The following is a 22,964-nucleotide window of genomic DNA, read 5'->3' as shown; positions in this document are numbered from 1 at the left end:
TGTATAGTACAAACTTATTATTAACAAACTAGTATTTTGTATTACGTAACAAGTTAATCAGATCAGATTATGCCGTAACCGTAATACGCTCTCCTGTGCGCATGTGTGTGAATACTACCTTTTGAGCCCGTAATTGGAATGGCTGTTCCGTAGGTTGTGCACCGTATAAGGTATCTCCTACAAGAGGGTGACCTATGTGGCTGAAAGCTACTCGAATTTGATGTGTTTTCCCTGTGTACAAACGAACTAAAACCTCAGAATATCCACATTTATTGGACTTATACACAGTTTTGTCCACATTTTGATTACTTTTATCAACATCTCCTAAGTTTATATCCACATTTTTTGGTGCTATATCCACAGAATTTTTAGACTTATTCACAGAGTTATCCACAGTCTCTGAAGAATGTCTACATAGGACGGAAAAATCTGTACGAGTCTCTTTTCCCTTAGGATTCACTTCGTAATGAATCCCATCAACACTGCGTTCCATAGGGAATACTAAAGAATCCTCATCGGCTTCTACAATGCCTTCCACAGTCGCCATATACCACTTTTCAAATGTATTATCATCCATTTGCTGTTGATAAATACTTTGTGCTAAACCACTTTTTGCAATGACAATGCAGCCCGTCGTATCTCTGTCGAGACGGTTCAAGAAACGTACCTTTCGCTTGATACCATGTTCTTTAAAATAGTGCGCCACACCATTGGCAAGAGAAACTTGATCTTTAGAGTTTACCGTCACACCACTTGGCTTATCCACAATAAGGAGATCAGTATCTTCATACAGAATGCGTAAGTCCATTTCGATAGGGTCATGATCTATTTTTTCCTTCGCCATAGCAATCCAAATCTCGTCGCCTTCATAGATTGCATCTTTTGGCGTAGCCTTATGACCATTAATGTGGATTAATTTCTCTTCAAAGAGTTTAACTAAGGACTTTCTAGGATATCTAGTATCTAACACTTCACCAAGTGAAATATCGCGTACTTCTCCAATATGCTCAGAACCACGACTTGATATGTCTTGATTGCTACTCGATATATCTCGATTTTTACTTGATATATCTTGTCCATTACCTATTAGCTTTTGTCTTGCATTTTTCTTGCTAAGTACAGCTTCTATATCTACAGCTGTCACGGTCCACAGAATATCATCAGGGCGATGTGTTTTTCGCGCCATTAGTATCTCCTTTCTACGAGTTCAGGATCTCGTGGCATATAGTTGAGTAGCGAACTTGGTTGAACCGCTCTACCTCGTATATTCGTCTGTTCAAAGGTAATGGTCAATTCTTGTTTAGGTCGAGTAATGCCCACATAGAACAAACGCTTTTCCTCGTCTCCACGACCTTCTGCAATGGCAAAGGGACTCGGGAAAATTCCTTCGTTTAGCCCAGCTAAGAATACATGGTCAAACTCGCTGCCCTTCGCTTGGTGAATGGTAATGATAGGAATGCGATCTTCGTTTCTCACCTGTTGTGCTGGTTCACCCGCCGTAAGGGCCGCCATCTGTAAGATTTGGTTTAATCGAGCCAAACCAGCAGGCCCTTCATAAGCCGCATCTAGTTTTTCCATGATGCGATACAAATCGCGTATATGCTCTACTTTAGCCGCTTCCCCATGAGATTTATAGTACTCTAAAACCCCCATTTGATTCATGATATACGCCAATAATTTCGTTGGCATCTCCGTATAGGCTTTTCTACGCAAGGTCGCCATTTGAGAGGCAATATCCGTGAAAGCTGCTTTATATTTATTTATAGCTACCATACGACCCGTTGTGGTCGGTACGATTTTTTCTTTCACCGCATAAATTAAAAGCTGTGCAGTGGCCAAGATATCATCCATTGCATTATGTGTTGGCTCATGGTGTATAGGAAACTTAGATGCTAGGAAGCCCAATTTATGATTTGGCAAATTAGGATAGAAACGACGGTAGATATCGAGTGTATCGTAAATAGCCTTGAACTCAGGATTGCCTAAGTTATGACGCGCCAATTCATTCGTAAAGATGGTCACATCATAGTTTACATTGTGACCTACGATAATAGCATCCTTAGAAAACTCCTTAAACGCTTTGAGTACTGTAGCCGGATCTTCACCGTGTTCTTGTAAATACGCATCGGAGAAGCCGTGTACCTCTTTGGATTGACCAACAGGTATACCAGGATTGATAAATCGTTCAAAGGCCTCTAAGACCTGTCCATTTTCATCGATGCGGATAGCTGCAATTTGAATGATGCGGTCTTGAGACGTATCTGTGCCGGTGCTCTCCACGTCATAAACAACTACTTCGTGCTGCTCTAAGCCACTGACAAGCTTTGCATAAGGCTCAGCCTCAAAGATAGGCATATCCATGAAGTCCGTCAATTTTAAACCTACTTGGCGCGTCTCTGGGCTTTCAATCGCAGCGATACGAGCGTCACCAATCCCTGCAACATAGCGTTTAATAATACGCTTCGCACTGACAGAGTCATTAGGATTCATCAACAACTTGAAGTAGGCCATAATATCTTTAATTTCTTGACGTCTAAAGAATTTGAACTCGTCGATAATCATGAAATGACGGCGTTCCTCTTCAGGTCGTTCGCCGTTAAGACGTTCAAAAGAATCACTAAGCTGCTGTGCCTTTTTATTATCCCTCACGAGAACGCCGATATTAGCATCCTTCGGTAATGCACAGATAGCTTCGTAGATATAGCGGCCCTCAAGGTAGCTATTTTTACAACCTTTAATGAGAACAGGCTTACCCTTGCTTTCACTATTGGCACGAGGCAATTCAGTGTAGATAGACCCAACCAGGTCAGGGAACATATTTTGTAAGGTTTTGAAAGCCATCGTAAAGAGCGTCCAATTAGAACGATAGTTTTCGTAGAAGATGATTTTTAAAGGCTTGAAATCCGCATCAAATTGCTTGAGCAAGCGGAACGGATCGGAGCCACGCCATTCGTAAATCGTTTGGAAATAGTCACCACATAGTAGCACGTGATTACCTTCCCACAGCATTTCTAGAACTTTGTACTCCAGTACGCCTGTATCTTGCATTTCATCTACAGAGATATAGCTGTAACGACTGCGCCAGCGTTCACGAACTACAGGGTCTTGGAATAGGCGATGAACACCGCAGATGAGGTCTGTAAAATCTAGACCGTGCACGGAAGCTAAGCTTTCATCATACGCAGCAATCCATTCGTGACCATGGTTCAAGAAATCATTGAGTTCACTATAGAGGACATTGCCAAAGCTGGAGAATTGCTGCTCAATGGCTTCGCGCTGTTCCTTCTGTAAGCGTTCGATGGTCCGCTTGTAATCGCCTAGAAGGTCATCAGAATAAAATCCATATAAAGAGCGATATTCTTTCACCATAGCGATAACATTAGCAAAGGACATTTCTCGCAATTTACCAGGACGGTACGGTTCAGAGAGTTCCTTGCAGTCTTCTTCGTCAAAGATGGTCACATCTGTGTACAAGGTTTCGTTGCGCTTTCCCTCTTGTTGGAGAATGAAAAAGCAAAAGCTGTGGAATGTACTAACCTCCACAGCCTTTGCAGGACTGCCTACGAGCGATTGAATGCGGCCTTTCATCTCATTTGCGGCCTTGTTCGTAAAGGTCATGCACAAGATATTCTCCGCCTTCGCATAGCCACCCTCGATGAGATGAGCCACTCGATAAGCAAGTGTATTCGTTTTTCCCGTCCCAGCGGACGCTAACAAGAGGATATTCTGTTCCACTTCATCAATAACGCGTTGTTGTTCACGATTGATAAGCATAAAAACCTCCTGTTATTTAATGCCGTAATATATAGCAGCTAAGACCATAGGAATAGGACCTAAAATTGCTGTTAATGCCCAAATACCAACTCCAATATCCATTGGAATCTCAAGTACATGAACACATACCCAGTAGGTTAAGCCACCAATCACAACATTCATAGCCACCCGTTTAATGGTGAAAAATGCTACCTTGAAAGCAATGTAGGCTACAGCAATGGAAATAACCGCCGATATAATCGGTGATGCTAATAAAGCTCCCATACTACTATCCTTTCATTTCTTGACGGTTCACTACGGCACCGCCTAGCGTTAATTCATCGGCATATTCAATATCGCCGCCCACAGGAACACCGCGGGCAATGCGCGTTACCTTGATGCCACTTGGAGTTAATAAGCGCGCCAAATACAGAGCTGTTGCTTCCCCTTCGATATCTGGGTCTGTCGCGAGGATCACCTCTTGTACAACACCATCACGAAGGCGTGCAATCAATTCTTTTACGCGAATATCATCGGCACCGATGCCCTCCATAGGGGATAAAGCGCCTTCCAATACATGATACAAGCCCTTATAATCACCACTGCGCTCGATAGCAATCACATCGCGAGATGTTTCAACAACCATAATCGTCGTTTGGTCGCGATTTGGATTGCTACAGAATTCGCAAGGATCTTGAGCTGATAAGTTAAAGCAAATAGAACAGTGACGCGTAGCCCCCTTCGCTTCTACGATAGTTTCCACGAGGCGGTCTACCTCTTCCTTCGGCATTTCTACCAAATGATAAGCCAAGCGTCTAGCCGACTTGGAGCCGATGCCAGGCAAGCGGCGCAGCTGTTCTACGAGCCGTTCTAAAGCGTTTGTCATTTAGAATAAACCTGTTGGCAAGTTTAGACCACCAGTCACTTTGCCCATTTCTTGAGCCAAGAGGTCGTCTACTTTTTTGCTAGCTTCGTTTACCGCAGCCATTACTAGATCCTCTAACATTTCTACATCTTCAGGATCAACAGCTGTAGGATTCAATTTCAAAGATTCGATGATTTTTTCGCCATTCATCACAACAGTTACGGCACCGCCACCTACGGAAGCTTCTACAGTACGAGTTTTTAACTCTTCTTGCATTTTCTTCATATCTGCTTGCATTTTTTGAACTTTTTTCATCATGCCAGTCATATTGCCCATACCTTTACCAAACATTGTATTTCCTCCTTTTAGGACATCGTCCTATACTAATATTCTAAGTCCATATCATTAATACTATATGACATAGGTTTATAACATATGTGGCCCCTAATAGCCCTAAGGCCAAAGGTCATTATATAATAATTGCTTTTTTATCTATTCTTCGATAACCTCGACTATGATGTCATGGTCTTCAGATAATTTTTCTAATGTTTCCGCCAAGAGAGGATTGTTTCGTTCCTCTTCTGTCATATGCTCTGGATCCCAGGCGTATTCTCGAGCCACCGTAACACTATCGATAGCCTCTACTTCAATAGGTGCTGATGAAAGCATAACTTTGTCATCACTTTGATGCAGGGTTTCCTCATGAGGTTCACCCCCATCAGACTTTGGGACAGCTTCAACCTCGATATGTGCACCGCTATCCATAGGGCGCTCTAACACTTCACCATCCTCGCTGATAACAGTCACACTATCTAATGGATGTGGCGGCATATCATCTAAGGATGATACATAAGAATCCTCCATATCATCTATAGGCACATCATCAAAGGAATGAACTGGAATATCATCCCCTTCAATAGAACCCGCTAGAGACTCAATAGGAATCTCACCATCGGGGACCTGATTAGATGGACTGCCATCAAAAGTTGTAATCGGCACATCACTACCGAATGCTGGCTCTGTTTCTACATCAGCTCCTACTGCAGTTTCTGATGCAGTTATTGTAGTCGTATTCGCACTATCACTAACTGCTGTATTTGCAACAGCACCGCCGGTTTTCTTGGCTAAGAATGCCATAGCCGCAGCCTTAGCCGCGTCCACGGCTGCAGAATCAGGCTTACTCTCTTGAGGATCATTGGTTAAATCCATTTGTGTCGGTTGCCCACCAGAGGTCGTCTTTACGTCAACCATCGGTTCTTGTGGTCGTTGGGGTGCTTTTACTTGGCGTTGTGTGGTGCTACCAGCAGCCTTTTTATAGTCTTTATAAACTTGCGTGAGGGCATCCACGATTTCTACGTGTACTGCATAGCCCAGTGTATAGGTGAAAGCATCAACCGCTTCCGCCAAGTTCACTTCATTGGTCATTACATTGAGATGTAATGTATTTTTAAAGGCCATGACCGCCTTGCTTTGGTCTACATACACTAGCTGACCTTGACCGATAACGGTAGAAGTCATATTGCGATTACTATCCTTCAAGTATTTAATGACATTGGATTGTACATTGCGATACTCTTGAGCAGACAGGATTTGGTCACTAATGATGGCCTGTGTACTAATGCCTTTTTTACCGCGACCTTTAGCTTGGTTTTTTGTAGGTTTTCGGGAAGCCGTATCCCCACTGTTTGGCGGTGGCACCATGCCAACGCCGCCCATTGGTGGCGGAGCCATACCCACTCCATTCATCGGAGGCGGTGTACTACCTGGTGCTCCCATCGGTGGAGGCGTCATACCTACACTCGCAGGCGGTGGTATCATGCCTACACTACTTGGAGGTGGCACAGTGTCACCAGCAGTGTTTTGAATACTACTCATGGAAGTATTCTGTACAGCACCATTATCTACAGGAACAAAGCTATTCGCATAGCCGCTAGGTGGACCAAATGCATTAGCACCATAAGCTGGTGTAGGAGCCGCTGGGCCTCGTTGTTCCAATTGAGCCATGCGGTTCAATAAATCATTTCGTTCAGATCGCTCAGTACTTTCTAGAGCATATACACGGTCTTCTAAGCTTTCATCAACAGAGCCTAATTTAGCGCAAAGCACAAGTAGACCCATTTCAATGATGGTTCTTGGATTATCCACTTGTTTCGCATCATTCATGATGGATTGAGCACTGCGTACATATTGGTTAAGTTCATTGAAATCAACACTATTGGCCTGAGCTAGGAACTCATTCTTAAAGGCATCGTATACCTTGAGCTCATCCGCATCAGGAGCCACCTTACCAACGAGCAAGGCACGCACATGTTGAATGAGGGCTTCCATAATCTGCGTCGCATCGCGACCTTCCGCCAATGCATCGTGAACGTAGGATAATACTTTAGGGCCATCGCCGTTGCGCAAAGCATCTAGGAAGTGAATAATCCATTCCTTACTTACGAGACCGATTAACTCTTCCACCACTTGCGGTGTAATAGAGCCCGTTGCCATACCTGCACATTGGTCTAGAATACTCAAGGCATCACGCAAACCACCATCTGCATGAACAGCGATGAGCTGAGCCGCCGCAGAATCAAGACCAAAGCCTTCTTTTTCTGCTACGTAAGATAACCGTTGTGCGATGTCATCAGAAGTAATGCGTCTAAAAGTATAGCGCTGACAACGAGACACGATAGTAACAGGCAATTTTTCAATTTCTGTAGTGGCAAAGATAAACATCACATGAGCAGGAGGTTCTTCGATTGTTTTTAAAAGCGCGTTCCACGCCTCTGTAGTGAGCATGTGGGCTTCGTCTATGATAAACACCTTTTTACGCCCCTCAACAGGCATAAATTTGACGCTTTCACGAAGAGCACGAACCTCATCGATACCGCGATTTGATGCGGCGTCAATTTCAAGAACATCCATGGACTGGCCGCTCAAAATTGATTTACAAGCACTACATTCGTTGCAAGGGTGATCCGTTGGGCCCTGCTCACAGTTAATAGCGCGCGCAAAAATCTTCGCCATACTCGTCTTACCAGTCCCCCGAGGACCGGCAAATAAATAGGCATGAGCTACCTTATCCTCCCGGATAGCGCGCATCAACGTATCAGACACCTGATGCTGACCAACTACATCGGTAAATGTCTGAGGACGATACTTACGATATAGCGCAATATATGCCATTGGAACACCCCCTTTTTCCGAAACTTATAATACTTTATTATACCATATTCAAGAAAATCTGACTCATTTTATAGAGTTTTATCAGTAATTCATACTAGTCATTTGAGCCCATCAATTAGACATAAAAAAAGCGGCCCCACAGGCCGCCTTGCAATATTCGATCACGACAGCCCCCGGGTTCCCCGTGGCACATGAAGGTTACCGCTTAGTGCTGCTACCTCTCAGTCCTGACACGATTCACAGGCCCCCATTGCACAGGCCCGAGAACTGCCATGATCCAATATTGCAATATAAATATTATACATGAAAAAGCCTCTATAGTCAAAGCTATAGAGGCTTTTCATATATCCTATCCAAACGATATTCAATCAAATTAAAAATTATTATGCATATTTCTCTTTAAATGCAGCCAATTGTGCTTCTTCTAAGGACAAGCCTTGTTCTTTGAAGCGTTCAATAGCAGCTTGCATTTCTTCATAGGCTACGGGTACAACTTTTGTAAATCTGTTTACAAAGTTATTCCAGTTTTCAAGGATATGACGGCCTTTAGCGGAGTTAGTGTGCAATACATGTTGTTCTACCAGTTCTTTAATGCGTTTAAGGTCATCATTATTGGCAGGACGTAGTTCTACGAGACCTGGATTTACATAGCGTTCATCGCAATCGAGGATGTACGCATAGCCACCGGACATACCTGCTCCGAAGTTACGGCCGATTTTACCGAGTACGAGCACTTCGCCACCGGTCATGTATTCACAACCATGGTCGCCGACACCTTCCACAACAGCCGTGATACCACTGTTACGAACGGCAAAACGTTCACCAGCTACACCGTTGATGTAGGATGTACCAGAGGTTGCACCATAGAAGGCAACATTACCAATTAGGATGTTTTCGTCCGCTTCAAAGATAGATGCTTTAGGCGGATACACAGTGATTGTACCACCGGATAAACCTTTACCAAGGTAGTCATTCGCATCCCCTTCGAGTTCCAATGTCATACCTTTAGGGATGAAAGCACCGAAGGATTGACCTGCAGAGCCTTCGAAATTCAACTTAATTGTATTGTCTGGCAAGCCTCTTTCACCATAACGACGAGTCACCTCAGAACCAACCAAGGTACCTACAACACGGTTGATGTTAGTGATAGCCAGTTTAGCGCGAATCGGTTTTTGGTCCTCAATAGCAGGACGGCACATACGCAAGAGTTTGGACATATCCAAGGTGCGTTCCAGCTCGTGATCTTGGTCAACCATATGCATATGGCCTACAGAGGAATCGATGTATGGACGGAACAATATGCGTTTAAGGTCAACGCGAGACAATTTGAAATTATCATCTTGAGATTTTTGACGCACAAGATCGATACGACCAACGAGTTCAGCTACGGAGCGAATACCTAAACGAGCCATGATTTCACGTAATTCACGTGCGATGAAAATCATCAAGTTTTCAACATATTCAGGCTTACCTGTAAAGCGTGCACGCAATTTTTCGTCTTGTGTGGCTACGCCGTAAGGGCATGTATTAAGATTACATACACGAGCCATTTTACAGCCTACCGCCACAAGTGGCAATGTACCAAAGCCGAATAGCTCAGCACCGAGCATAGCTGCTACAGCCACATCGAAACCAGTCATCAACTTGGAGTCTACTTCCAATTGAACACGGTCACGCAATCTATTGAGCATCAAGGTTTGATGTGTTTCAGACAAACCTAATTCCCAAGGTACACCAGCGTGTTTAACAGACGTGCGACCTGCCGCACCTGTACCACCGTCGTAACCAGAAATCAAGATATTATCCGCTTTTGCTTTAGCAACACCAGCAGCAATCGTGCCGACGCCTGCTTCAGATGTCAATTTAACGGAAATACGCGCATCTTTGTTGACGCATTTCAAATCGTAAATCAACTCAGCCAAGTCTTCGATGGAGTAAATATCGTGATGTGGTGGTGGAGATACGAGCTCAACGCCAGGAGTGGAGTGTCGAGCTTTCGCGATTTCAGGATATACCTTTTTGCCTGGTAATTGACCACCTTCACCTGGTTTTGCGCCTTGAGCACATTTAATTTGCAACTCTTTTGCATTAATCAAATAATTCGCTGTTACCCCGAAACGACCAGATGCAATCTGTTTTACTTCGGAGTTCATGCTGTCGCCGTTTGGCAATGGTTTGAAACGAGCTACGTCTTCGCCGCCTTCACCAGAGTTGGATGTAGAGCCTAAACGATTCATAGCGATAGCGATCGCTTCATGCGCTTCTTTACTGATGGCACCATAACTCATAGCGCCCGCTTTAAAGCGTTTTACGATAGACTCTTCCGGTTCAACCTCTTCAATAGGAATACCGCCACCTACAGGGTAGTTCAATTCCATCAAGGAACGCAATGTAACGTGGTAATCGTTGCGAATCGCTTTGGAGTATTCTTTATATTTTGTGTAGTCGCCGTTGATAAGAGATTCTTGTAAAAGCTCGATTGTCTTAGGATTGAATAGATGCTCTTCCCCATCTTTTACAGGACCATACCAACCGCCTGGTTCGAGTACTGTTTCATCGGATTTGAAAGCACGTTCAAAGCGAGCTAATGCTTCATGTGCTACCCCACCAAGACCAATACCGCCAATACGTGTTGGTGTATTTACGAAGAACTTGTTAATAAAGTTAGTATTCAAACCCAACGCTTCAAAGATTTGTGCACCGTGGTAGGAACGAACTGTGGAAATACCCATTTTGGACATAACCTTCATAATACCACCTACAGCGGCCTTGATGTAGTTCTTTTCTGCCTGTTCTGGTGTAATATCGCCAAGGCGTTTCCGAGCTTGCAAATCGCGTACAGTTTCAAGCGCCAAGTATGGGTTGATAGCTGTTACACCATAGCCGATTAATGTACAGAAGTGATGGACTTCACGAGGTTCACCAGATTCAAGGATGAGACCAATTTCTGTACGCAATACTTTGCTAATCAAGTGATTGTGAACGGCTGCTACAGCCAACAACGCTGGAATTGGCGCATGATGTTCATCGACACCACGATCAGATAAAATCAATACATTTTGATCTGTACGAGCTGCTTCTTCTGCCTTAGCACACAATTCATCTAATGCATCGCGCAAGCCTTCGGCACCCTTAGTTGGATCAAATAGGATTGGCAAGGTTACAGATTTCATGCGACGGCAATCAAGAGCTTTAATGGATGCCAATTCTTGGTTTGTAAGAATTGGGGTACGCATGGACAATGCATAGGTACCAGCTTTGTTAGGTTCTGTTAAATTACCAGAGTTACCAAGCATAACCCGTGTAGATGTAACCATTTCCTCACGAATAGAATCAATTGGAGGATTCGTTACTTGCGCAAACATTTGCTTGAAGTAGCTATATAACAATTGTGGTTTATCTGACAAGATAGCTAAAGGCGCGTCCGCTCCCATGGCACCAACAGGATCTTTCCCATCTTTTGCCATAGGCACGATCATGCGCACAAGGTCTTCTTGGGTATAACCAAAAGCTTGTTGTTCTTTGAATAAATCATCTACTGTTGGAATTGTACTTTCATCGGCTTGCGTAATTTCAGACAAATGAATAACGTGTTCCTTTACCCATTCATTGTATGGTAATTCAGTAGCGACGCGATGTTTGATTTCTTCATCAGAGATGATACGTTGCTCCGCTGTATCAATGAGTAGCATTTTACCTGGTTCCAAACGGCCTTTAGCGCGGATGTTTTCAGCATTTTCGTTTACAACGCCAACCTCGGAGGCCATGATAACGCGATCATCTGTTGTCACATAGTAACGAGCAGGACGCAAACCGTTACGGTCAAGGACACCGCCGATAACTGTACCATCGGTAAAGCCCATAGCCGCAGGACCATCCCAAGGTTCCATCATAAAGCTATTGAACTCATAGAAATCATGTTTTTCTTGACTCATGAGATTATTGCGTTCCCAAGGCTCAGGAATCATCATCATAATCGCATGAGGCAAGGAGCGGCCTGTCATGTGCAAGAATTCTAATGTGTTATCAAACATAGCAGAGTCAGATCCGCTATCATCTACTACAGGGAATACCTTTTTGATATCTGGGAACAATGGAGATTCCGCTTTACCTTCACGAGCATTGATCCAGTTTACATTGCCGCGAATGGTGTTGATTTCACCATTGTGAACTAAGAAACGGTTAGGATGTGCTCGAGCCCAACTTGGGAATGTATTCGTACTGAAGCGGGAGTGAACCATTGCCAATGCGGAGGTAAAATCAAGGTCGCTCAAATCAAGGTAAAAGTCGCGCAATTGACCAGGTGTTAACATACCTTTATATACAATGGTTTTAGAAGATAAAGATGCGATATAGAAATCACTGGATAATTCCTTGCTTAATGGAATAATGCGTTTTTCCGCCAATTTACGAATGATATATAATTTGCGTTCAAATTCCTTATTGTTAGTTACATCTGGACCTTTGCCGATGAGGATTTGAATCATCCAAGGACGAATCGCTGCTGCCTCTTTACCAACCTTTGTACCATCGACCGGTACTTCACGCCAACCGAGAACAACTTGCCCCTCTTCACGTACGACCTCTTCGAGGATTCGTTTTTGCTCGTTACGGAGACTTTCATATTTATGGGCAAAGACCATACCTACGCCATATTCGCCAGCTGCAGGTAGGTTAATACCAAGCACTTCGCACTCGCGCTTGAAGAACTCATGCGGGATTTGTACCAAAATACCGGCACCATCCCCGGTGTCCTTGTCAGCACCGGCACCACCACGATGTTCCAAGCGCTCCAAAATGCGTAAACCATCGTCGATAATATCATGAGACTTTTTTCCCTTAATATTAACAACGAAGCCCATACCACACGCATCCTTTTCAAATTGGCTGCTGTACATACCATTGGCTTCAAGTCTAGCTTGATCTAGACGTTGTTGCTCTATTGTGCTTTGCTTCATATCCATAACGTGCACTCCTTCATATCACTTGATTATTCCAAGCACTGCGGCATCGTTCCGTTCGGTCTTGGTAAAAGTATAACTAACAAACTATTTCTCTATAAAATTTTTAGTTTAATATTCTATAGAATTTTATGTCTATACACAGTATACTCCTGTCCACTGTGAATTGAAAATATAAAAAAAACATAGTCTATGCTTTTCATGCATAGACTATGAGTTTTTATCACTATTGTTTTTTGTATACAAGGATACAGGGATAATAAGCTTCTCATCCAATAAATACGATAGTCTTATTATTTTGAGTGGAAAAATCAACAGTTATTTTTCTCGACCAAAATTATCCCCTACTTCACAGGTAATCGTAATAGCTTCATCCTTACCATACGGTACAAAGGTTAGCTCCGATGCGTGCAAACATTGGCGTGTATAGGGCTTATTGCGCGTACCATACATAGCATCACCAATAATAGGATGTCCAATATGTTCCATGTGAACCCGAATTTGATGAGTTCTGCCAGTCAACAATTTAAAACGTAACAGAGTATTGTCTCCTTCATAACCGAGAACGGTATATTCCGTTTGAGCAGGCTGACCAAACTCATCGATAACACGGCGATTATCGAATACTGGATCTACCCCAATAGGCTCATCTACCATGCCATCCGCATCAATATGACCTTCTACAAGTCCTGTATAAATACGATCGATACGACCTGCTTGTAGCTCATCCGTATAATATTGTTGTGCTTCCTTTGTTTTACCAAATAGAATACACCCCGATGTCTCTCGGTCGAGGCGATGCACAGGGCGAACCTTATGAACTACACCCTTTTTCGCATAATAACCAGCTATATAATTGCTTAAAGTGCAAGACTTTGTTTGCCCTGCTGGATGAACGAGCATAAAAGGAGCTTTATTTACAACTAAGGTATGAGCATCCTCGTAGAGAACGGTAATCGGTCCTTTTTCTACGTCTACTCCATAATCCTTATCTTGTGGTAATTCTAAGGTTAATACATCACCCTTTTTAAGTGCTCGCTGCGAATGAGCCACACGGCTATTAACTTTTACCCGTTTCTTGCGAAACATCATTTGGATATCCCGAGAGGATAAGGAAAATCGTTCCTTTACATATTTAGAAACCGTCAACTCAGTTGGTTCTTTCACCGTATATGTTTTCCAACTCATATTACCACCATTCGTTAATATACGTTTTTTGTTCAGGATAGAGAATATCGAAATAGTCTAACCATTCTTCGCTTACTGAAAGTTTCCCTTCAAACGCAAGGTCTCGAGCCGTAATTGTGCCCATTAATAACTGGCTCAACGCACCGACCTCAATGGTAATATCTGTTTCCCCCTCTATCGTATCAGAAATCTTTTTAACGGATGGAGTTAATGCACTGCCATATTGTACTTCATAGCGACCTTCGTTCCAACTGCAAAGCCCATCTTTTACAGCAAAGGTCATTGTTATAGGCATCATCAATGTCTCTTGATTGACAGGAATTGCTTCAAAAGCAGCTTTTACATCTACAATACGACTCATCATATATGGCATCGTAGCGTGACCAGTTCTACCATCAGGATAAAAGCGATAGTATGTATCATGAAGACCTTCATTCCAACGAATAGAAGTGCCTTGAGAACGGTGATTATAGAAGTAGTTCAATAATGCACGTTGTGCACGGCGTGTCGTGTAAACCAATTCAGAAACAGGAATTTCAGGCTGACCTAAACGATACACTGCATAGCCTTCAATGACATGGTCATCGTTGCGCACTACAGCAACATTTACACCTTCTGCAAAGAAGCTGCCTAACAAACGTTTCCATTCCTTTTCGCCACGTTCTGCGTAGCCAGAAAGACGAGCCGTATATGTTTTATATACTGGATCTAACAAAGTCCATTGATCTACGCTATTTAGTAAGCCAAAGCTCAACGTTTTATCTGTCATAGGGCGCAAGTCTTCTAGCGACATGGTGTTCACCCATTGATGAGCATAAAGTTCCCAACCATATTGCTGATAGAACGCTGCCTTGGATGGCATCAAAATCGTCATAGCTTGACCGCGTTTACGAAGCTCCTCTAGTGCAGCAGTTAACAGTGCACCGCCTACACCACCACGGCGAGCTGCTGGATGCGTTGCAACGCCTACCATATAGCTCGTAGGTAATACGGCACCACGTACATTAAGATTATATTGACGCAAATGAACGGTGCTCAACAATTGGTCCTGTTCTAACCCGACCATTGTATTCTCTGGTTCATAGCAATTTGTAAAATAATATTGAAAGAATGGATCTTCCTTTGGTTCAAAGCAGTACGCCCATAGATTTTCCACATGAGACGTATCTTGAGCCGTCGCAATTCTAAATTCCATAATTATGTCCTCGTTATATCATAAGAGCCGTTATCTATCTGTCGCGTCACAGCGTATAATATCTAATCTGATCTAATTTAAGCACATCACATCACCATATGGCCATATCGCCATGATGATACGATAGTTACATTCAAATAGATAGTCTAACAATTCTATTATAACAAAATGAGCTATGAAGCACATCGACTTCATAGCTCAGATTTTATTTACCACCTGTCGCATTATCTGCTTCGTTAGCATATACTGCGTCATATTTTTCAGCAAAATGATCTGGGTTATAAGATTCTTTTGCTTGACGAAGACCAGGCAAGCCCATATCTTCTTCACGGTTGATGAATTCTACTTCGCTAAATTCATGACGAATGAATTCATTATTGATAGCTTGATACAAACCACGAATATCTGGATTTGCTTTTTCAATGTGAATCAAAGCAATTCTGTCATTGAGAAGTTCACCGATACTAAAAGCCTCAACACGGCCGAATAATTTAATGGCACCGCCTTTAAGACCCAACACGTCCCAGTTATCAAACAACAAGTTGATGGCTACCAATTCATCTTCGATACCTTCTTCATGATGCGTTTCTACCCAAGATGCTGCCGTTTCACGACATAATGGGATGATATCATCTGTAATTGGCACATATTCATAGTTAGAATATTGCATGCGAAATTGGTTTAAATGGTTTTTCTTTTGACGGAATTTCTTACCAGACAAGTTGATAAGATCTTCGGACTTGTAAATATATTCGTAATTGTCACGGTCAGGTGTAAATGCATAGCGACCAGGACATAGGTCTTCCATGCGTTCTTTTACATCTTTGCTAACGCCTTTAAATCGGAACGGCAATTTATTTTCTACGAACCATTCTTTAGCACGCAACAAACCATCAAGGAACTTTGCATCTTTACCAGCAAATGGAGGCAATAGGAATGGCTCACGCTTGCCACCACCTTGGATATACAATACGCCATTCTCTTCAGCCCAGCGAATACCGTATGGATCTTGCCACATAAACAGTGTAGTAAAGCAATTATCGGATGCTTCGTAATGATGTTGTTCAAAATATTTGTCGATTAATGGTTTATCTCTCAATTCAAAACGTTTAAATTCTAAAATAATAATCCCTCCTATCAGATTCCTCTTTTGAGGTTACTTTCACAATCTGTGAAAGTTTTGATTCCATCACATTTAAACATAATCCTAACAATCTAGTACTAAAATCTTAGGTCTCATAATTACAATTTTACAGATTCACCTAATACAAAGGTGCCATCCGTCGTAATAACCTTATCACCTTCGTTTAAGCCAGAAATAATGGCTACGTCATCGCCTTCAGTGATGCCTACCTCAACAACACGTACATCAACTGTATTATTCTCAGTCAATACATATACATATTTCCCATCTTGATTTTCCCGAACCGCCTTAGTTGGAACGGTCAGCATCTTGGCTTTCACATTAGATTCAATAACGAGTGTATAAAATTCACCAGCCTTGATTAGGCCTTTCTCGTTATTGAAAGTGGCTTTCACAAGAACACTTGGCACATTTTCAGGTTGAGTAATATCTACGTAAGTCAATTCACCTGGTAATTCTTGGTCCCCTACCTTGAGAAGTACCTTCATGCCATTCTTCGCTTCAGGTGTACCTAATTTCATAGCCGCATCACGAGGAATGCTGAGGGATGCAACCATCGGAGTAGATTGCTGAATCATCATAAATGGACGGTCTGCAATCGCCATTTGACGGTCTTCATTATAGATAGATGTTACAGTGCCTGCTATAGGAGCCACGATTGTAGATGCCGCCATCTGAGCCGATACTTGTGCGATTTGTGCCTCAATGGCCGCCGTATTGATGCCTCCGCCACCACCGCTTGTAACTGTTGTAGTTTGTGGTTGAGATCGTTCCAAAATACGATCATATTCTTTTTGTGTGATTATGCCCGCTTCACGCATGCGTTGAGCCTGTTCCAGTTGAGTACTGTCTATAGATGCTGCAGTCGTAGTCGTCACAGCTGTGGCATATGATTGTGATTGGGCTTGCGCTAATTGTCCTTGCAAGGATGCTAGCTGTTGTTGTAAAGCCGATGTATCTACAGTTGCCACAGTTTGACCTTGCTGTACTTGATCGCCTACTTTCACGGCATACACGACCTGCCCCGTCAAGGTCGGCGTTATCGTCGCCTTATTAAGGGCCGTTACATTGGCATCATTATGAATCTGCAACGGCATATCCTTGTATGTTACATCAGCAACGGATACAGTTTTTGTACCGCAACCAGCAATGGCCAAGGCCATCATTACAACACCAAGCATAGCAACTACAGAATAGAATCGATTTAATTTCATTCTGTCACTTCCTGTCATATTGATTTTTATCAATACCTTAGTATATCATAAAATCAATCAGAATTGTATGAAAGCTAATTCCTTTAATTAATGGATATAACGGAGGTTCTCATGGAAGAACGGATGGACTTTAGAATATTAAATAACAGCAGTTTTATTCCCTCTATCGGTTATGGCACATATAAAACAGGTAGCGAAGGGGAAACAGAACAAGCCGTAACTAATGCATTAAACGTAGGCTATCGATTGCTCGACACAGCTGCATACTACGGCAACGAAGAAGCCGTAGGCAAAGGCATCAAAGCATCTGGCGTTAAACGTACGGATATCATCATTACTACCAAAATCTGGCACACTAATGCAGGCTATGATAATACGATGCGCGCTGTTGAAAGCTCTCTAAAAAATTTAGACACTAATTATATCGACATCATGCTCGTTCACCAACCTTTGGGCGATTACTACGGCTCTTGGCGCGCCATGGAAGAATTATACGATCAAAATGTACTCCGTGGGTTAGGTCTATCTAACTTTTACGAAGACCGCCTCATTGACTTGCTGTACCACTGCAATGTAAAGCCGGTGGTCAACCAAATCGAATGCCACCCGTTCAACCAACGTCAATCACTCTTACAATTGATGAGAAAGCATCAAGTTGTAGGTATGGCATGGTCTCCATTTACCCGTGACCGCCAACCGATTTTTGACCATCCAATCATCAAAAGCTTGGCGGAAAAATACGGTGTTTCAAAACATCAAATCATCTTGCGTTGGCACATCCAACGCGGCATCATTCCATTGCCAAAGGCAAATAACGTGAGCCATATGGAAGCTAACTTCGATGTATTCGATTTCAAATTAACTAACATCGACATGGACGTTATGGAATTATTAGACCAACAAGACTTCTTGGAAGACCATCATACTGCACCAGGTCTTGAAAGACTTTTACAACTAAAATAAAACATAAAACCACGTATATCTAACCTTTCATAGGAATAGATATACGTGGTTTATTTTATCTTGTTACATTAAATATGGCTTGTACAAGAATCATATACGCTACAGTTCCTGCCCCAATAGACATGAACATATTTCGCTTCCACATATGAAGCCCCACTGTAACTAAGAATGCAATTAATTCAGGAAGTCCGTAAGGATATATTAGAACTACAATATCTTTAAAAGTGTACACAACAAGCAGACCCATAATCGCTGCAGGTAGAGCCTTACCTAAGTACAATACAAAGTCTGGCGCCTTTTTACCGGGAGGGAAAATGAGAAAAGCCGCAAATCGTGTGAGCAATGTACCTGCTACTACAATAGCAACAGTAATGACCATTTCTAAACTAGTCAAGGCGTACACCTCCCCACTTATACGCTATATAACATACTACGAGCATACACCCCATAGAAGCAAGCATAAATAAGGATTTTCCCGTTAATAGAAGCATTGCTAGGGCTACAACGGCTCCAACAGCACCTAAGCCTCGAATATTATTACTTTTAGCATTAAATAACATTTCAAGGAATATAACAATAAATAAGCCAGGTAATACAAAACCAATACCTCGCAAATCTACAGATGCTAATAAATCGCCGAACAATCCCCCTACAAGAGTACTCACAACCCAGAAGATATAATTAAGCCACGATACATGGAAGTAGAACCATTTTTCATCTACATCATCGGGTAACTTCGTAGATACATTAATTGCAAAACTTTCATCACACATCCACGCAACTGTAGGAAACCACTTCCATCCCATATGCACATATCGCTGTAGTGCAGATAGACCATAGAAGAAATGACGCCCATTGACAAACAAGGTCAACATAAAAGTATTCACTGGATCAAAGCCTGCCATTAACAGCCCAATAGTTACGAACTCCATGGAGCCTGCAAATATGGTACTAGCTAAAACAGGAGCGGTCCACCAAGGAAACCCTTGACTGGTAGCATACAAACCAAAGCCTACTCCAAGAAAGAGGAAACTAAGCCCCATGGGAATCATAATAGGAAGTGCAAAAGAAAATGCACTTCTATTTTTTATTTTATTTATAGGGAGCGCCTCCTTTCCATATCATACAAGTTTACACTGTTAATCCCCTTAATTATAAGGCACGCATTAAAATCTCGCGAGCTACTTCTGGTGTTACATCACCATTTTCACCAAGTTGTGTCATGCCATGGTCCTCTAATTGTTTCACAATTTTATCAACTGCTTCTTCACCAAGACCATAGTCTTTCAAATGCGTAGATACGCCAAGGGACTCGAAGAATTCACGAGTTTTAGCGATGGCCTTGTCCGCTTTTTCTTCGTTTGTACCTTCTGTAATATGCCATACCCGTGTAGCATATTGTGCCAATTTTTCAAGTTTGTCTGCTTTTTTCACTTCTAACAATGCAGGTAATACGATAGCCAATGTAATACCATGGTCAAGATGGTACGCCGCAGTTAACTCATGGCCAATCAGATGAGTTGCCCAGTCTTGTGGCACGCCGGCACCAATTAAACCATTTAATGCCAATGTAGAGGCCCACACGTGGTTAGCACGAATATCGTAGTTTTCTGGATTTTCTACTGTTTCTTTGCCGATTTCAATCATAGTTTTTAAAATACCTTCGCTGAAACGATCTTGAATACGACCTTCTACAGGGTATGTTAAATACTGCTCTGTGGTATGCACAAAGGTATCGATAACGCCATTCTTAACTTGTCTTTCAGGCAAGGTGAAAGTCAATGTTGGATCAAGCATGGAGAACTTAGGGAATACTAAGCTACTGAATACAGGGTATTTACCGTCACCATAAGTAATAACTGCACCATTGTTCATTTCGGAACCAGTTGCAGGTAGTGTCATAACTGTGCCAAATGGTAATGGATTTGGTACCATGTCTACCGGAACCTCTCGCACACCAACTTTCATTACCTCAATAACGGGACCATCATAGGTAGCACCCATAACGATAAGTTTTGTAGCATCTACTACAGAACCGCCGCCTACAGCGAGAACGAAATCTACGCCATGTTCTTTAATGAAAGCTACCGCACGTTCACAAGTTTCAAGAGATGGGTTTGGCTCAATACCACCAAACTGCTCAACCTTGCGGTTACCAAGAGCTTTCACAATGCGATCAATAAGACCACTGTGCACAGCGGAGCCACCACCATAAGTAATGAGCACCTTTGCATCCTTTGGTACCAATGTATCTAATTCATCTAAACGGTCTTTACCAAATACGATATGTGTAGGGTTATAAAAATCAAAATTATACATACATCCTCCATTAATCCGACATATAGATATATGAATCCATATTAGAATTATACAAAAATATTTAAAATATAAATTTACTACCTAGCGATCACACATTCAATATAACACATTAATCAATATATTATATTGAATTGTATTATAAATGAGCTAGAATTTCACCATAGTTTTAATCTATAGCTAACTGATATGCTTTTATCATATACAAATCCCCTTCATCCATGATAGGATATAACCATTATAAGACTTGAAAGGGATGATTATATGAAATTAAAAACATTGTTAGCACCATTACTTATCGGTGCTCTTGCATTTGCTATCGCTGGTTGTGGTAGTACATCAAATCAATCAACACAAACACAAAAAGAAATCAAAATAGGTGCTACATCTGGTCCTCATGCACAAGTAGCTGAAGCTGTAGCAAAAGAAGCTAAAAAACAAGGAATCGATCTTAAAGTAGTTGAATTCTCAGACTATGTAACACCTGATAAAGCCCTTGCAGATGGCGATATTCAACTGAATGCTTATCAACATGTACCATTTATGGAAAACTTTAACAAACAAAATGGTTCCAACTTAGTAGCAATCGGTAAAACAATTTTGGTGCGTATGGGCTTATATAGTAATAGCGTACACAGCGTACAAGATGTACCTGAAGGCGCTACTGTTTCTATCCCAAATGACCCTACTAATGGTGGTCGTGCATTAGCATTATTAGCTAAAGCTGGATTAATTACGTTAAAAGATGGTGTCGGCTTCAAAGCAACAGTTGCAGATATCACATCTAACCCGAAGAATATAAAGATTCAAGAACTAGAAGCAGCTCAATTACCTCGTAGTCTAGATGATGTAACAATTGCAGTTATTCCAATGAACTATGTGCAAAGTGCTGGTCTTAGTGTAGAAAAACAAGGTTTCTTCTTCGAATCTAAAGATGAACCACTAACAGTTATCGTACTTGCAGTTCGTAGTGAAGACAAAGACAACGAAACATACAAAAAAATTGCAGATATTTACAAATCTGATGCTATTAAACAATACATCGACGAAACATTCAAAGGCACTATTACAACTGCCAACTAATAAAGTTTATATCGTCACTATATAACTAAAAAGAGATGCCCCAATGATTACAATCATTGGGGCATCTCTTTTTTACTCTTCTGTATCAAATGTAACATCTAATGGTTGACGCTCTACAATATTGCGATATCGTACTTTAGGATATCCCATAAGAATGCCACCAGCTACAATTTTATCATCAGGTACACCTAATTCATCTAATAATGGTTGGTATTCAGCTTCTCCAGCATGTTCAAAGAAACCAGCCCAACAAGTACCAAGGCCTAAAGTCGGCGCATATAGCTCAGCATAAGACAAGCAAGAGTGACCACTATCATGGGTACGATGAATATCTTTTTTAGAGCCAATTGCCACTACGAGAGCCGGCGCATCGCGCAAGATATACTCCTTGCCTTTATCTACCTCTGCTTGAGCAGCACGAGCATAGAGACGCATAATCGGTACTGTTTTTGCAGCCAGATGCATCCACTCTAGAACAAGATCAGCAATACGGCGCAACGTTTGTTTATCTCGGATTACTATATACGAAATACCTTGTGTGTTAGTCGCTGTTGGCGCCATTCTTGCAACGTTTAGCACTTTGCGAATGAGCTCTACAGGGACTGGTCTATTTTGATAGTTACGAATAGAGCGACGACTACGCATGAATAGCTCAGCTTGCTCAGGCGTTAACTTAGGTTCCTTTGTAATATCGATTTGCTCCTTACGCGGTGTCATATCGCTATCAAGAGCAAGCGTTGGGCATACGGAAATACAATGCCCACAGGAGATACAACCTCCCCTGCCAGTTACAGGTCCAGCATCGGACATCACCAGCAATCCGGTCGGACAGTCAGCAACGCAAAGGCCGCATCGTGTACAGACTTCTGTATTGACGGTAAATAACATCTGAATATCCTCCAAATACTACTATAAAGCCTATTATAACATACAAAATCAAGTCATATCTAGTTTTAAACAATTATTCTTATTGTATTGGGACTCAACTAACATTTGTTCATCCGCTTTTAGGATGGGGCCCCATCTCGTTAGTACAACTTGGTAAAAATACGCTTGCTTGCTCCGTTCTTCGCAAAGTCTCTGCACAAGCGTATTCTTACTTTTTTATCAC

Annotated in this window: 17 protein-coding genes and 1 other RNA gene; 2 read left to right on the top strand and 16 right to left on the bottom strand. The window is 42.1% G+C overall.

Going from position 1 to position 22,964, the window contains the following annotated elements; all coding sequences use genetic code 11:
• Window positions 1-67: 67 nt before the first annotated feature.
• The 12 genes from HMPREF0873_RS05235 to HMPREF0873_RS05185 form a co-directional block, all read right to left on the bottom strand.
• The gene (locus HMPREF0873_RS05235) at window positions 68-1,186 is read right to left on the bottom strand and encodes an RluA family pseudouridine synthase (RefSeq protein ID WP_038125677.1); all 1,119 of its coding nucleotides are present in this window, start codon (window positions 1,184-1,186) and stop codon (window positions 68-70) included.
• Window positions 1,186-3,774, bottom strand: a complete 2,589-nt coding sequence (locus HMPREF0873_RS05230; RefSeq protein ID WP_008714822.1) for a 3'-5' exonuclease — start codon at window positions 3,772-3,774, stop codon at window positions 1,186-1,188. The genes HMPREF0873_RS05235 and HMPREF0873_RS05230 overlap by 1 nt, the downstream gene beginning before the upstream one ends.
• Before the next feature lie 12 nt (window positions 3,775-3,786).
• Window positions 3,787-4,038 carry a hypothetical protein gene (locus tag HMPREF0873_RS05225; RefSeq protein WP_008714821.1) on the bottom strand — a complete coding sequence of 84 codons (252 nt, stop codon included), beginning with the start codon at window positions 4,036-4,038 and terminating at the stop codon, window positions 3,787-3,789.
• A gap of 4 nt (window positions 4,039-4,042) precedes the next feature.
• On the bottom strand, window positions 4,043-4,639 hold the full coding sequence (gene recR / locus HMPREF0873_RS05220) for a recombination mediator RecR (RefSeq protein WP_008714818.1): 597 nt from the start codon (window positions 4,637-4,639) through the stop codon (window positions 4,043-4,045).
• Window positions 4,640-4,969: a YbaB/EbfC family nucleoid-associated protein gene (locus HMPREF0873_RS05215; protein WP_008714816.1), complete on the bottom strand. Its 330-nt coding sequence runs from the start codon at window positions 4,967-4,969 to the stop codon at window positions 4,640-4,642.
• 141 nt (window positions 4,970-5,110) lie between these two features.
• Window positions 5,111-7,789 carry a DNA polymerase III subunit gamma/tau gene (gene dnaX, locus HMPREF0873_RS05210; RefSeq protein ID WP_008714815.1) on the bottom strand — a complete coding sequence of 893 codons (2,679 nt, stop codon included), beginning with the start codon at window positions 7,787-7,789 and terminating at the stop codon, window positions 5,111-5,113.
• A 167-nt stretch (window positions 7,790-7,956) separates the two neighbouring features.
• An RNA gene (ffs, locus tag HMPREF0873_RS09885) (signal recognition particle sRNA small type) lies at window positions 7,957-8,056 on the bottom strand.
• A 116-nt stretch (window positions 8,057-8,172) separates the two neighbouring features.
• Window positions 8,173-12,753, bottom strand: coding sequence for a glutamate synthase large subunit (gene gltB, locus HMPREF0873_RS05205; RefSeq protein WP_038125676.1), 4,581 nt, complete (start codon window positions 12,751-12,753; stop codon window positions 8,173-8,175).
• Between the two features lie 315 nt (window positions 12,754-13,068).
• Window positions 13,069-13,938: an RluA family pseudouridine synthase gene (locus HMPREF0873_RS05200; RefSeq protein WP_038125674.1), complete on the bottom strand. Its 870-nt coding sequence runs from the start codon at window positions 13,936-13,938 to the stop codon at window positions 13,069-13,071.
• 1 nt (window position 13,939) lies between these two features.
• Window positions 13,940-15,133, bottom strand: a complete 1,194-nt coding sequence (gene eis, locus HMPREF0873_RS05195) for an enhanced intracellular survival protein Eis (RefSeq protein ID WP_008714812.1) — start codon at window positions 15,131-15,133, stop codon at window positions 13,940-13,942.
• 205 nt (window positions 15,134-15,338) lie between these two features.
• Window positions 15,339-16,274, bottom strand: a complete 936-nt coding sequence (locus HMPREF0873_RS05190) for a phosphatidylglycerol lysyltransferase domain-containing protein (protein ID WP_316062400.1) — start codon at window positions 16,272-16,274, stop codon at window positions 15,339-15,341.
• A 101-nt stretch (window positions 16,275-16,375) separates the two neighbouring features.
• Window positions 16,376-17,491, bottom strand: a complete 1,116-nt coding sequence (locus HMPREF0873_RS05185) for an efflux RND transporter periplasmic adaptor subunit (protein ID WP_038125672.1) — start codon at window positions 17,489-17,491, stop codon at window positions 16,376-16,378.
• Between the two features lie 111 nt (window positions 17,492-17,602).
• Between HMPREF0873_RS05185 and HMPREF0873_RS05180 the strand changes: the two genes are divergently transcribed.
• On the top strand, window positions 17,603-18,454 hold the full coding sequence (locus HMPREF0873_RS05180; protein ID WP_050756201.1) for an aldo/keto reductase: 852 nt from the start codon (window positions 17,603-17,605) through the stop codon (window positions 18,452-18,454).
• A 55-nt stretch (window positions 18,455-18,509) separates the two neighbouring features.
• Here the strand turns inward: HMPREF0873_RS05180 and HMPREF0873_RS05175 are convergent, their stop codons facing one another.
• From HMPREF0873_RS05175 to HMPREF0873_RS05165, 3 genes are all read right to left on the bottom strand, one after another.
• Complete coding sequence (locus HMPREF0873_RS05175) at window positions 18,510-18,848, bottom strand: branched-chain amino acid transporter permease (protein ID WP_038125671.1); 339 nt, start codon at window positions 18,846-18,848, stop codon at window positions 18,510-18,512.
• Window positions 18,841-19,506: an AzlC family ABC transporter permease gene (locus HMPREF0873_RS05170; RefSeq protein ID WP_008714808.1), complete on the bottom strand. Its 666-nt coding sequence runs from the start codon at window positions 19,504-19,506 to the stop codon at window positions 18,841-18,843. Before HMPREF0873_RS05170 ends, HMPREF0873_RS05175 begins: the two co-directional genes overlap by 8 nt.
• Window positions 19,507-19,606: 100 nt before the next feature.
• Window positions 19,607-20,773: an iron-containing alcohol dehydrogenase gene (locus HMPREF0873_RS05165; RefSeq protein WP_008714807.1), complete on the bottom strand. Its 1,167-nt coding sequence runs from the start codon at window positions 20,771-20,773 to the stop codon at window positions 19,607-19,609.
• Window positions 20,774-21,034: 261 nt separating this feature from the next.
• Here HMPREF0873_RS05165 and HMPREF0873_RS05160 point away from each other — a divergent pair, with 261 nt between their 5' ends.
• Window positions 21,035-21,853, top strand: a complete 819-nt coding sequence (locus tag HMPREF0873_RS05160; protein ID WP_004694891.1) for a MetQ/NlpA family ABC transporter substrate-binding protein — start codon at window positions 21,035-21,037, stop codon at window positions 21,851-21,853.
• Window positions 21,854-21,925: 72 nt separating this feature from the next.
• Here the strand turns inward: HMPREF0873_RS05160 and HMPREF0873_RS05155 are convergent, their stop codons facing one another.
• Complete coding sequence (locus tag HMPREF0873_RS05155) at window positions 21,926-22,741, bottom strand: nitroreductase family protein (RefSeq protein ID WP_004694890.1); 816 nt, start codon at window positions 22,739-22,741, stop codon at window positions 21,926-21,928.
• Window positions 22,742-22,964: the final 223 nt, after the last annotated feature.

The organism is Veillonella sp. 3_1_44, from assembly GCF_000163715.1.
In the GTDB taxonomy this organism is placed as follows: domain Bacteria; phylum Bacillota; class Negativicutes; order Veillonellales; family Veillonellaceae; genus Veillonella; species Veillonella parvula_A.
This window is presented reverse-complemented; position numbering and strand designations above follow the sequence as displayed.

What these genes read in the sequence shown, in the direction of transcription:
- HMPREF0873_RS05165 (WP_008714807.1), bottom strand. Translation starts at nt 20,773, where the DNA reads ATGTATAATTTTGATTTTTATAACCCTACACATATCGTATTTGGTAAA.
- HMPREF0873_RS05170 (WP_008714808.1), bottom strand. Translation starts at nt 19,506, where the DNA reads ATGATTCCCATGGGGCTTAGTTTCCTCTTTCTTGGAGTAGGCTTTGGT.
- dnaX (WP_008714815.1), bottom strand. Translation starts at nt 7,789, where the DNA reads ATGGCATATATTGCGCTATATCGTAAGTATCGTCCTCAGACATTTACC.
- gltB (WP_038125676.1), bottom strand. Translation starts at nt 12,753, where the DNA reads ATGGATATGAAGCAAAGCACAATAGAGCAACAACGTCTAGATCAAGCT.
- HMPREF0873_RS05235 (WP_038125677.1), bottom strand. Translation starts at nt 1,186, where the DNA reads ATGGCGCGAAAAACACATCGCCCTGATGATATTCTGTGGACCGTGACA.
- eis (WP_008714812.1), bottom strand. Translation starts at nt 15,133, where the DNA reads ATGGAATTTAGAATTGCGACGGCTCAAGATACGTCTCATGTGGAAAAT.
- HMPREF0873_RS05160 (WP_004694891.1), top strand. Translation starts at nt 21,035, where the DNA reads ATGAAATTAAAAACATTGTTAGCACCATTACTTATCGGTGCTCTTGCA.
- HMPREF0873_RS05180 (WP_050756201.1), top strand. Translation starts at nt 17,603, where the DNA reads ATGGAAGAACGGATGGACTTTAGAATATTAAATAACAGCAGTTTTATT.
- HMPREF0873_RS05230 (WP_008714822.1), bottom strand. Translation starts at nt 3,774, where the DNA reads ATGCTTATCAATCGTGAACAACAACGCGTTATTGATGAAGTGGAACAG.
- HMPREF0873_RS05185 (WP_038125672.1), bottom strand. Translation starts at nt 17,491, where the DNA reads ATGAAATTAAATCGATTCTATTCTGTAGTTGCTATGCTTGGTGTTGTA.
- HMPREF0873_RS05155 (WP_004694890.1), bottom strand. Translation starts at nt 22,741, where the DNA reads ATGTTATTTACCGTCAATACAGAAGTCTGTACACGATGCGGCCTTTGC.
- HMPREF0873_RS05215 (WP_008714816.1), bottom strand. Translation starts at nt 4,969, where the DNA reads ATGTTTGGTAAAGGTATGGGCAATATGACTGGCATGATGAAAAAAGTT.
- HMPREF0873_RS05225 (WP_008714821.1), bottom strand. Translation starts at nt 4,038, where the DNA reads ATGGGAGCTTTATTAGCATCACCGATTATATCGGCGGTTATTTCCATT.
- HMPREF0873_RS05200 (WP_038125674.1), bottom strand. Translation starts at nt 13,938, where the DNA reads ATGAGTTGGAAAACATATACGGTGAAAGAACCAACTGAGTTGACGGTT.
- recR (WP_008714818.1), bottom strand. Translation starts at nt 4,639, where the DNA reads ATGACAAACGCTTTAGAACGGCTCGTAGAACAGCTGCGCCGCTTGCCT.